Origin of the sequence: Mesorhizobium captivum (assembly GCF_033977165.1) — a bacterium.
Classification (GTDB): Bacteria; Pseudomonadota; Alphaproteobacteria; order Rhizobiales; family Rhizobiaceae; genus Mesorhizobium; species Mesorhizobium captivum.
In genome coordinates this window covers 24,102-34,087 of sequence record NZ_JAVIJB010000059.1, presented here as the reverse complement: position 1 = coordinate 34,087, position 9,986 = coordinate 24,102, and the positions used below count along the sequence as shown (strand labels likewise).

General features: G+C 64.5%; 11 protein-coding genes. 6 read left to right on the top strand and 5 right to left on the bottom strand.

Annotated features, from left to right (window positions below; all coding sequences use genetic code 11):
* Positions 1-91 precede the first annotated feature (91 nt).
* Genes waaC through rfaD form a run of 3 tightly spaced genes read right to left on the bottom strand, consistent with a single transcriptional unit; the run spans position 92 to position 3,014 of the window.
* A complete protein-coding gene (gene waaC, locus RFM40_RS30850; RefSeq protein WP_320229984.1) occupies positions 92-1,087 on the bottom strand; it encodes a lipopolysaccharide heptosyltransferase I in 996 nt (331 codons plus the stop codon).
* Positions 1,084-2,091, bottom strand: coding sequence for a lipopolysaccharide heptosyltransferase II (gene waaF / locus RFM40_RS30845; protein ID WP_320229985.1), 1,008 nt, complete (start codon positions 2,089-2,091; stop codon positions 1,084-1,086). Before waaF ends, waaC begins: the two co-directional genes overlap by 4 nt.
* Positions 2,064-3,014, bottom strand: a complete 951-nt coding sequence (gene rfaD / locus RFM40_RS30840) for an ADP-glyceromanno-heptose 6-epimerase (RefSeq protein WP_320229986.1) — start codon at positions 3,012-3,014, stop codon at positions 2,064-2,066. The genes waaF and rfaD overlap by 28 nt, the downstream gene beginning before the upstream one ends.
* Before the next feature lie 193 nt (positions 3,015-3,207).
* Here rfaD and RFM40_RS30835 point away from each other — a divergent pair, with 193 nt between their 5' ends.
* From RFM40_RS30835 to RFM40_RS30820, 4 genes are all read left to right on the top strand, one after another.
* The gene (locus RFM40_RS30835; RefSeq protein ID WP_320229987.1) at positions 3,208-3,840 is read left to right on the top strand and encodes a LysE family translocator; all 633 of its coding nucleotides are present in this window, start codon (positions 3,208-3,210) and stop codon (positions 3,838-3,840) included.
* A gap of 149 nt (positions 3,841-3,989) precedes the next feature.
* Positions 3,990-5,480 carry a D-glycero-beta-D-manno-heptose-7-phosphate kinase gene (gene rfaE1, locus RFM40_RS30830; RefSeq protein ID WP_320229988.1) on the top strand — a complete coding sequence of 497 codons (1,491 nt, stop codon included), beginning with the start codon at positions 3,990-3,992 and terminating at the stop codon, positions 5,478-5,480.
* Positions 5,481-5,487: 7 nt separating this feature from the next.
* Positions 5,488-6,060 carry a D-sedoheptulose-7-phosphate isomerase gene (locus RFM40_RS30825; RefSeq protein WP_320229989.1) on the top strand — a complete coding sequence of 191 codons (573 nt, stop codon included), beginning with the start codon at positions 5,488-5,490 and terminating at the stop codon, positions 6,058-6,060.
* A complete protein-coding gene (locus tag RFM40_RS30820; RefSeq protein ID WP_320229990.1) occupies positions 6,053-6,685 on the top strand; it encodes a D-glycero-alpha-D-manno-heptose-1,7-bisphosphate 7-phosphatase in 633 nt (210 codons plus the stop codon). The genes RFM40_RS30825 and RFM40_RS30820 overlap by 8 nt, the downstream gene beginning before the upstream one ends.
* Before the next feature lie 71 nt (positions 6,686-6,756).
* Here the strand turns inward: RFM40_RS30820 and RFM40_RS30815 are convergent, their stop codons facing one another.
* Positions 6,757-7,233: an Lrp/AsnC family transcriptional regulator gene (locus RFM40_RS30815; RefSeq protein WP_278207224.1), complete on the bottom strand. Its 477-nt coding sequence runs from the start codon at positions 7,231-7,233 to the stop codon at positions 6,757-6,759.
* 221 nt (positions 7,234-7,454) lie between these two features.
* On the opposite strand from RFM40_RS30815, the gene trxB reads away from it, so the two are divergent.
* Complete coding sequence (trxB, locus tag RFM40_RS30810) at positions 7,455-8,429, top strand: thioredoxin-disulfide reductase (protein ID WP_320229991.1); 975 nt, start codon at positions 7,455-7,457, stop codon at positions 8,427-8,429.
* Between the two features lie 72 nt (positions 8,430-8,501).
* Complete coding sequence (locus RFM40_RS30805; RefSeq protein ID WP_320229992.1) at positions 8,502-9,398, top strand: LysR family transcriptional regulator; 897 nt, start codon at positions 8,502-8,504, stop codon at positions 9,396-9,398.
* Between the two features lie 20 nt (positions 9,399-9,418).
* Here RFM40_RS30805 and RFM40_RS30800 read toward each other — a convergent pair whose 3' ends face one another.
* A complete protein-coding gene (locus RFM40_RS30800; RefSeq protein ID WP_320278847.1) occupies positions 9,419-9,916 on the bottom strand; it encodes a methyltransferase family protein in 498 nt (165 codons plus the stop codon).
* Positions 9,917-9,986: the final 70 nt, after the last annotated feature.

Genomic DNA, 9,986 nt, shown 5'->3' with positions numbered 1-9,986 from the left:
CCGGTTCGAGGCTCAGTCGCTTCCATCGCACAAATCTCTGTCCGTGCAGATACAAGGGGCAGCGCCAACCTTGGCGACTGCCAGACTTCCATCAGTGCTGGGCCTGAGCAATTGCGCGCTGCGCCATCAGCCGTTCAGCCTCCTCCATCGCCTCGGCCGGCGTGACCTTACCGCCGGCAGGCGCCAATAAGGTCGACGAGAATGGTCCGCGCGGGCCGGTAAGGCCCGGCTCCGTCGCCAGGAATATGGCGACGGTCGGCAGGCCGAAAGCGCTGGCGAGGTGTGTGAGGCCGGTGTCGGCGCCGATGACGAGCGTCGAGCGACCGAGAATTGCGGCAATCTTGCCCAGCGGCGATTTCGGAACCAGCATCGTCTTTGGCACGGCACCGGCGATCGCTTCTGCCACATCCTTTTCCGCTTCGTTCGACCAGGTGACCACGGGCGTGAATTGCCTGGACGCCAATTGGCGCGCGGTCTCGATCCAGTCATCTGCCGGCCATTTCTTGTCCTCGCGGCTGGTGCCGTGCAGCAGGAAGGCTGTTTTACCTTCGACCGTTTCATCTTCGACCCTGAAAAGTCCCCCTGCCGGCGGCACTATGCCAGAGTCGAGTATCGTAAGGTCCGGCTGATAGCCCAAGGCCTGTCCGAACAGCCGCCGTGTGCGTTCAATGGCGTGGAGGTCGCGCGGCACGGCGTATTTGCGATCGTAGAACAGTGTGGCCGAGGGCTCGCGGGCGCTCGAACGGTCAAAGCCGGCGATCGGTGCGCCAGCCTGTTTGGCGACCACGGCCGACTTCAGCAGGCCTTGGGCATCGATGACCAGGTCATAACGGGCGCCGCGTAGCGCGTGGCGGAGGCCAGTCATTTCCCGCCATGTGTCGCCGTCAAACGCCTTCTTGCGCCAGCGCCGGATCGCCACCTTCTGGATGGACTTTATCGCCGGATGCAAGGCGACGATGCCGGCGAAGGCCTCTTCCACGCACCAGTCGAAGCTCATGTCCGGGCGATTGCGGAGCGCATCCTCGACTGCCGGGAACGTATGGATGACATCACCCATCGACGATGTCTTGACGATCAGCGCCTTCATGCGGCCGCGGGAACCTTAAGCAACCGGTCGGCCGCGGCGGCCACCCTCGCGACGTCGAGCGTTTTCAGGCAGTTGAGATGGCCGAGCGGGCAGACCTTGCTGTGGCAGGGCGAGCAGGAAAGATGCAGCCAGATCAACTCGGAGCGATCTGTGAGCGGCGGCGTATTCTCGGGCGAGGTCGAGCCGTAGACGGCGACGATCGGCGTGCCGACGGCGGCCGCGACATGCATCAGCCCGCTGTCGTTCGACACTGCAAGCTTCGCCGCGGCGATCAGGTCGATGGCGTCCTCTAGCTTCGTCCTGCCGGCAAGATCGATGGCGCCTGGTGCCAGCCTTGCGATCTCGCCGGTGACCTCGGCGTCGTTCTTCGAGCCGAGCAGGGCGACACCTAGGCCCTTTGCCATCAATCCACGGGCAAGCTCGGCATAGTGTTCGCTCGGCCAGCGCTTTGCCGGGCCGAATTCGGCGCCCGGCATCAAGGCGACGAACTGCTTCGCGTCGAGCCCGAACCGGGCCAGGAGATCGGCCTGGTTGACCGCATCGACGGTAAGTTTCGGCGCGCGAAACGTGCCGCCGCGCGCTAGGCCGAAATAGGCCCGCGCGGTGCGCCGCTTAAGGGCGTCGGGCAAAGGAACGATGTCGGTCAAAAGGCCGTAGCGCATTTCGCGCAAATTGCCGACGCGGCGGGGAATGCGGGCAAAGAACGGGATCAGCGCCGATTTCCAACTTCCCGGCAGCACATAGGCCATGTCGTAGCGGCCGCGCAGCAGGCGGCCGAAGCGCCTGCGGCTGCGGAATTCAAGCGCGCCGGGCATCAGCGGAAAATCGATCTGACAGCGTATTTCGGGCATGCGCTTGACGAGCGGCGCTGCCCAAGCGGGCGCCAACACGTCGATCGCGGCATTCGGATGCTTTTCCTTCAGCGCCGCGAACAGGCACTGGGCCATCACCATGTCGCCCACCCAGCGTGGGCCGATCACGAGGATCGTTGGGCTTTCAGCCATTGGACATAGTCTCTGACGCCGGTTTCCACGGTCCGGAATTGGCCATTGTAGCCGGCCGCGCGCAAGCGGGACATATCCGCTTGCGTAAAACTCTGGTAGCTGCCCTTGAGATGGTCGGGGAAGGGGATGAACTCGATCTCACCCTTGCCAAGCGTGTCGATCACCGTTTCGGCGATGGCGCGGAATGGCTGGGCCCGGCCGGTGCCGCAGTTGAATATGCCGCTCGAGCCGCGCTTCCACAGCCACAGATTGACCTCGGCCACATCGCCGACATGGATGAAGTCGCGGCTTTGTTCGCCCGGGCCGAAGTCGCCATAAGCACCGAACAGCTTCGGATTTTCGCCTCGCTCCACCTGGTTGAACAGATGGAATGCGACCGAGGCCATGGCGCCCTTATGCGACTCGCGCGGCCCGTAAACGTTGAAATAGCGCAGGCCGGCAACCTGCGAATGGTCGGTATCGAAGACGTTGCGGCGGACATAGTCGTCGAACAGCTTCTTCGAATAAGCATAGACGTTGAGCGGCCGCTCGAATTCCGGCTCCTCGCGGAACTCGCTGCCGCCGCCATAGACCGAAGCCGAGGAGGCATAGAGGAAGGGCACGCGCAGTCCGAGGCAGGCATGCAAAAGCCGCTTCGAATAGGCGTAGTTCACCTCCATCATGAACTTGCCATTCCATTCGGTGGTGGTCGAGCAGGCGCCCTGGTGGAAGACGGCCTCGATGCGACCGAGCCCGCCATCCTCGAGGCGGGCCAGAAATTCGTCCTTGTCGAGATAGTCGGCGATGTGGAGGTCGGCCAGATTGGCGATCTTGTGACCATCGGTGAGATCGTCGACGACCACGATGTCGTCATGCCCCTCGGCATTGAGCGCGGCGACGATGTTGGAGCCGATCATGCCGGCGCCGCCCGTGACGATGATCATGAAGGCCTCTGGTTTCGCTTATCGATTCCGGCCCTTATAGGGGAGGCTGGCAGGAGTGTCGACAAAGCATGTCAAACACCTGCAGGACGCTCGCTCGGCCACAGTCGCGCCGCAAAGCTCACGCTTCACTCGCGCGGGCCGCCCAGCCGGGTGATGCGTTGGCGACCGACGGGATCGCGACAGGAGCAAGGCAATGCCATCGACCGAACTGCTTATCGCCTTTTTCGCCACCACGGCGATCTTTGCCTACATTCCCGGTCCGGCCATGCTCTATGCGGCGGCGCAGACCATGGCGCGCGGGCGCTGGTCGGGGCTCACGGCCGCGCTGGGCATCCACCTCGGCGGCTATATGCATGTTCTTGCCGCCGCGACCGGCCTGTCCGTGCTGTTCCACGCCGTGCCGGCGCTTTACCTGGCCGTCAAACTCGTCGGCGCGCTCTACCTGATCTGGCTCGGCGTCTCGCTGTTCCGCGCCAAGACGCAAGGAGACGGAACGCTCCCGGTCATCGAGCGAAAATCGGCCCGTCGCGCCTTTTTCGAGAGCGTCACGGTCGAGGTGCTCAATCCCAAGACAGCCATCTTCTTCATGGCGTTCCTGCCGCAGTTCATCGATGCCTCGGCGACTTTTCCGGTTTGGCTGCAGTTCGTGGTGCTGGGAACCATCGTCAACCTGATGTTTTCGTCGGCCGACATCGTTTGCGTCTTCCTGGCCGGCGCGATGATTGCGCGGCTGCGGCGCTCGGGCCGCGCGCAGCGTCTGATGCAGCGCGCGGGTGGCGCCGTGCTTGTCGGTCTCGGCGTCCATGTCGCCCTGCAAAAGAGCTGATCCGTCCGCCGGCCTTGGCCGTGTGCGTCCCGGCCTGCCGTTGCGCTGGCCAGAATTGCGGTATATCGGCATCGCGAAGAATGACGGGCGCCGGAATTCCGGTGCTGCAACCCTGATCAAGAACCGCCCTTCAGGCGCGTGCCAGTGAGATGATCAAGCACCATCTGCCTTCCCCGGAAACCCTGCATCGCGCCATCGCCCGCTTCGGCGACGTCACCGTGCTGGTGGTCGGCGACTTCATTCTCGACCGCTTCGTCAGCGGCGTCATCGAGCGGATCTCGCCGGAGGCGCCGATCCCGGTGCTGCACGGAAGGGGCGAGATGCTGGCCATGGGCGGCGCCGGCAATGTCGTCTCCAACATCGTCTCGCTGGGCGGCGTCGCGATCCCGGTGTCTGTGATCGGCGCCGACCAGGCCGGCGACAGCCTCATGCGCATGCTCGGCGATCTCGGCGCCGATACCGACGGCCTCTTACAGCAGAACGGCCGCATGACCTCTTCGAAGAGCCGCTTCAGCGCGCTCAACCAGCAGGTGCTGCGTTTCGACGAGGAAGAGATCAAGCCGCTCACCGCCGCGGAGCGGGCGAAGCTCATCGACCATTTCCAGGCCGCACTCGCGCGCGCCGACATCGTCATCCTGTCCGACTACGGCAAGGGCATCCTGCTCGACGGCGTCGCCGGTGAGCTCATCGCGATCTGCCGCGATGCCGGAAAGCCGGTGCTGGTCGACCCGAAGGGTCGCGACTATGCGCGCTATGCCGGGGCGACGGCGGTCACGCCCAATCGCAAGGAGCTTGGCGAAGCGGTTGGACGTGCGGTGTTTGGCGACGAGGAGATCGTCGCTGCGGCGCGCGACCTGATCGCCGCGCATGACTTCGAGTTCATCGTCGCCACACGCAGTGAAAAGGGCATGAGCGTCGTCACCGCCGAGGATGCCCGCCACATCTCGACGCAAGCGCGCGAAGTGTTCGATGTGTCCGGCGCCGGTGACACGGTCATCGCGACCTTCGCGCTGTCACTGGCCGCCGGCGCCGATCGCGTGCAGGCCGCTACAATCGCCAATGCCGCCGGCGGCGTCGTGGTCGGCAAGCGCGGCACGGCGCGGCTGACCGTCGAGGAGCTCTCCGGCGCGCTGTTCCGCTCGCATGGGCCTGTCGTCCACCAGGACGCCATTCTGGATGCCAATGCCGCGGCCCGGATGGTGGCGGCGTGGAAGGAAGAGGGGCTGTCGGTCGGCTTCACCAATGGCTGCTTCGACATCCTGCATGCCGGCCATGTCAGCCTGCTGCACGCCGCGCGCAGCCAGTGCGACCGGCTGGTGCTCGGCCTCAACAGCGATGCCTCGGTGCGCCGGCTGAAAGGTCCCGGACGTCCGGTCAACGATCAGCATGACCGCGCCTGCGTGTTGGCGGCGCTTGCCTCGGTCGATGCCGTCGTCGTCTTCGAGGAGGACACGCCGCTGGCGCTGATCGAGGCGCTCAAGCCCGACATCCTGGTCAAGGGCGCGGATTACACGATCGAGACCGTGGTCGGCGCCGACGTGGTCCAGGAGGCGGGCGGACGCGTGGTGCTGGTCGATCTCGTCGCCGGCAAGAGCACGACCAACACCATCGGCAAGTTGCGCGCCGGCGGCACGAATTGAGGGTTTCATGTCCGAGCTGAACGACTATCTGGTCCGCTCCGCGGCGGCGATCACGGCGATGGTTGAGCGCGACCTCACCGGCGAGATGGAACGCGCGGTGAGCACGGTCGTGACGGCGCTGTCGCAGGGCAAGGCGCTGCTGATCTGCGGCAATGGCGGCTCGGCGAGCGATGCCATCCATATCGCCGGAGAACTGGTCGGCCGGTTCCTCAAGGAGCGCAAGGCCTACAATGTCATCGCGCTGCCCGCCAATGCGGCGGTGCTGACCGCCTGGGGCAACGACTACGGCTTCGACACCGTATTCTCGCGTCAGGTCGAGGCGCATGGGTCCGAGGGCGCGGTGCTGCTCGCCATCTCGACCAGCGGCAACTCGCCGAGCATCCTTGCCGCAGCCGAGCAGGCACGGGCGATGGGCATGACGGTGATCAGTCTGACCGGCGACGCCGGTGGCAAGCTGAAGCCGCTGACTGACATCCTGCTCAACGTGCCGTCGACCTCGACGCCGATCATCCAGCAGGGGCATCTGTGCCTTTACCACCATCTTTGCGAGGCGGTGGAAGCGCGTCTCAGCAATGGCTGAGGACAAAGTATCCTATCCGCTTGTCGAGCCCGGCCTATGGGTCGAGCGGATTGGAGCAAGGATTTTTCCGACGGGTTTGCCGGCGCTCTTCCTCGACCGCGACGGCACCATCAATGTCGATACGGACTACCCCAGCGATCCGGCCGACATTGTGCTCAGGCCGCAGATGCTGCCGCCGATCGAGGCCGCCAACCGGGCCGGCGTCCCGGTCGTCGTGGTCACCAATCAGTCCGGCATCGCGCGCGGCTATTTTGACTGGGATGCCTTCGCCCGCGTCAACCAGCGGGTGCTGGACCTGCTTGCCGAGAGCAAAGCCACTGTCGATATGGTGCTTGCCTGTGCCTATCACGAGGCCGGTTCCGATCCGCTGGCGGTCTCCGATCATCCGATGCGCAAGCCCAATCCGGGCATGCTGCTCGAGGCGGGGCGCCACCTTGGCCTCGATCTCAAGCGATCGCTGATTATCGGCGACAAGCCTGCCGACATGGAAGCGGGCGGGCGCGCCGGCCTCACACGCGGCTGGCTGGTCGATGGCGAGGCCTCGACGATGGACGGGCTCGCGGTTGCGCCGTTGCGCGACGCGCGCGATCTCGACGGCCTGCTGGCCGCGATACGGTCGCTCTGATCGCATCCTGATTCAACGTCGAGCGCCAGGTCGTTGGTTTCCAGCGCTTTTATGGGAAGCCGGCGTGGTGATCAGCTCGGAAAAGCCACCAGCCCTTCGTCCTTCACGCGGCGGATGGTCAGCGCCGTGCGCACCGTGTCGACATTCGGCGCCGAAGCGAGCTCCTCGATGACGAAGGTCTGGAACGTGCCGAGGTCGCTCGCCACGCAATGCAGCAGGAAATCGGATTCACCCGACACCATCCAGGCGTCGCGCACGATCGGCCAGCCGCGCGTGCGCTCGGCGAAGGTTTTCAGCTCGGCATCGGCCTGGTGGTGCAGGCCGATCAGGCAGAAGGCGACGACATCCATGCCGAGCGCCGGCGCGTTGAGGAGCGCCCGATAGCCGCGGATGATGCCGGCCTCCTCCAGCCGCCTGACGCGGCGCAGGCAAGGCGGCGCCGAGATGCCGACCCGGTTCGACAGCTCGACATTGGTCATGCGGCCGTCGTTCTGGAGCTCGCGCAGGATCTTCCAGTCGATAGCGTCGAGATCGGCTTTGAGCGGCATGATCGGCTTTCGCGCAAGAATCTTTCGCGATTTTGTAATTTGGTTTCGCGCGGGAGGCCATCCCTTTGCGATGATTTTTCTGCTTCGGGGCCACGATATGGCCCCGTATGCATGTGACGCAGCTTTCCGGGGACGAAGGCCAAGCTGCCTTGCTGGCTTGCCGGGCAACACTTACATTACCGGCGACAAACCACGGCCTCGAGCCGCAGGGGACTTTTTTCATGAATACCAAACATGCGCCCGTTCTCATCATTGGCTCCGGCCCGGCCGGCTACACGGCGGCGATCTATGCCGCTCGCGCCATGCTGAAGCCGATGCTCGTCGCTGGTCTGCAGCAGGGCGGCCAGCTGATGATCACCACCGATGTCGAAAACTATCCGGGCTTTGCCGATCCGATCCAGGGTCCCTGGCTGATGGAGCAAATGCTGAAGCAGGCCGAACATGTCGGCACCGACATCGTCAACGACATCATCACCGAGGTCGACCTCAATGTGCGGCCGTTCCGCGCCACCGGCGATTCCGGCACCGTCTACACCGCGGACACCTTGATCATCGCCACCGGCGCGCAGGCCAAGTGGCTGGGCATCCCGTCGGAGCAGACCTTCATGGGCTTCGGCGTCTCTGCCTGCGCCACTTGTGACGGCTTCTTCTATCGCGGCAAGGATGTCGCGGTGGTCGGCGGCGGCAATTCGGCGGTCGAGGAGGCGCTTTACCTCGCCAACCTCGCCAAGAGCGTCACCGTCATTCACCGGCGCGGCGATTTCCGCGCCGAGCGCATCCTGCGCGAGCGGCTGTTCAAGAAGGACAATGTCCGCGTCATCTGGGATACCGTCGTCGACGAGATCACCGGACAGCCGGGCAAGGCGCCGCTGCCGCCTTCGGTCGAGGGCTTGAAGCTGCGCAACGTGGTGACCGGAGAAATATCGCGGCTGCAGGTCGACGGCGTCTTCGTCGCGATCGGCCACGCGCCGGCGGTCGAGCTTTTCGCCGGCAAGCTCAAGCAGAAGCCGAACGGCTATCTGTGGACGGCGCCGGATTCGACCCGCACCGACGTGCCCGGCGTATTTGCCGCCGGCGACGTCACCGACGATGTCTACCGGCAGGCGGTGACGGCGGCGGGGCTCGGTTGCATGGCCGCGCTCGAGGCGGAGAAATATTTGGCGGGGATCGAAGTCCACCGCGAAGCGGCGGAATAATCGATCGGCTGAAGAACGCCGTTCAAAAGCCTGATTTTTCATTCAGACGCCAAAGGCAACACGAGGGGAATCATGGCGCTGGACTGGGACAAGCTACGCGTGTTTCACGCTGCGGCGGAGGCTGGGTCATTCACCCATGCCGCCGAGACGCTGCATCTGTCGCAATCGGCAATCTCGCGGCAGGTCAGCGCGCTGGAGCATGACGTCGGCGTGGCGCTGTTTCATCGCCACGCCCGCGGCCTCGTGCTGACCGAGCAGGGCGAGATGCTGTTCCGCACGGCGCACGACGTGCTGATGAAGCTGGAGACGATCAAGTCGCGGCTGACCGAAACCAAGGATCGCCCCTCCGGCGTGCTGAGGGTGACGACCACGGTGGGTTTGGGCGCCGGCTGGCTGACCGAGCGGGTGCAGGAATTCATCGAGCTGTATCCGGAGATCAGCCTGCAGCTGATCCTCGCCAACGAGGAACTCGACCTCACCATGCGCCAGGCCGATTGCGCCATTCGGCTGCGGCAGCCGCAGCAGCCGGATCTCATCCAGCGCCGGCTGTTCACTGTGCATTTCCATCTCTACGCGGCACCCTCCTATGTGGCGAAGTTCGGCAAGCCGGCCTCGATCGCCGAGCTCAGGAACCATCGCATCGTCACCTTCGGCGTGCCGGTGCCCTCGCATCTGTCGGAACTGAACTGGCTGGAGACGGTCGGCGATTTCGAGGGCGGAAAAAGGGTGCCGACGCTGCAGATCAACGATATCCTCTCGATCAAGCGCGCGGTCCAGGGCGGCGCCGGCATCGCCATGCTGCCCGACTACGTCATCAACAAGGATTCGAACCTCGTGCAGTTGCTGCCGGAGACCGAGGTGCCATCCTTCGACACCTATTTCGCCTATCCGGATGCGATGAAGAACCAGGCCAAGCTGCATGTGTTCCGCGATTTCATCATCGCCAAGGCGCGCAGCTGGTCGTTCTGAAACGCGGCCGGGCGCAATTGCTATCCGCGCCAGGGTGTGATGCGCGGCAGCCAGCCGGGAACGGCGCGGCGGTAGGTTTCGTATTCGGCGCCATAGCGGCGGGCGAGCGTCGGCTCCTCGTAGACTTTGACGAAGGAGATCATCGCTGCTGCAGCTATCAGGCCGTAGACGAACACGGCTGCGCTCGAAAAGATGAACACCTGGCCGAGGATGATCGACAGCACCGCGACATACATGGGGTTACGCACGTGGCGATAGATGCCGCCGACGACCAGTTTCTCGGTCGGAGCCACGGGAGCGGGCGTGCCAAGTCCCTCGAGGGCGAAGCGGGCGAAGGCGTGAACCAGGATCCCTGCCGCCCCGGCCACAAGTATCCAGCCTACGGGCACGAAACCGGGCACGGTGGACAGCGGCATGCGATAATGGTCGGTCAGCAGCCAGGGTATCAGCCCTGCAACCACGCCGGGTGCCGCAACAAGGAATAGCGCGCTGCCGGCGATTGCCGAAAAAGTTCGCATCAGTCCCTCCTGCCGCAAAAGTAAACGCAGCCTGCCCGAATCCGCATCATTTCGATTTCACGTGGTTTAC

Bases quoted from the DNA above. Each gene is read 5' to 3' on its own strand.
- waaC (WP_320229984.1), bottom strand. From the start codon at position 1,087: ATGAAGGCGCTGATCGTCAAGACATCGTCGATGGGTGATGTCATCCAT.
- waaF (WP_320229985.1), bottom strand. From the start codon at position 2,091: ATGGCTGAAAGCCCAACGATCCTCGTGATCGGCCCACGCTGGGTGGGC.
- rfaD (WP_320229986.1), bottom strand. From the start codon at position 3,014: ATGATCATCGTCACGGGCGGCGCCGGCATGATCGGCTCCAACATCGTC.
- RFM40_RS30835 (WP_320229987.1), top strand. From the start codon at position 3,208: ATGCCATCGACCGAACTGCTTATCGCCTTTTTCGCCACCACGGCGATC.
- rfaE1 (WP_320229988.1), top strand. From the start codon at position 3,990: ATGATCAAGCACCATCTGCCTTCCCCGGAAACCCTGCATCGCGCCATC.
- RFM40_RS30825 (WP_320229989.1), top strand. From the start codon at position 5,488: ATGTCCGAGCTGAACGACTATCTGGTCCGCTCCGCGGCGGCGATCACG.
- RFM40_RS30820 (WP_320229990.1), top strand. From the start codon at position 6,053: ATGGCTGAGGACAAAGTATCCTATCCGCTTGTCGAGCCCGGCCTATGG.
- RFM40_RS30815 (WP_278207224.1), bottom strand. From the start codon at position 7,233: ATGCCGCTCAAAGCCGATCTCGACGCTATCGACTGGAAGATCCTGCGC.
- trxB (WP_320229991.1), top strand. From the start codon at position 7,455: ATGAATACCAAACATGCGCCCGTTCTCATCATTGGCTCCGGCCCGGCC.
- RFM40_RS30805 (WP_320229992.1), top strand. From the start codon at position 8,502: ATGGCGCTGGACTGGGACAAGCTACGCGTGTTTCACGCTGCGGCGGAG.
- RFM40_RS30800 (WP_320278847.1), bottom strand. From the start codon at position 9,916: ATGCGAACTTTTTCGGCAATCGCCGGCAGCGCGCTATTCCTTGTTGCG.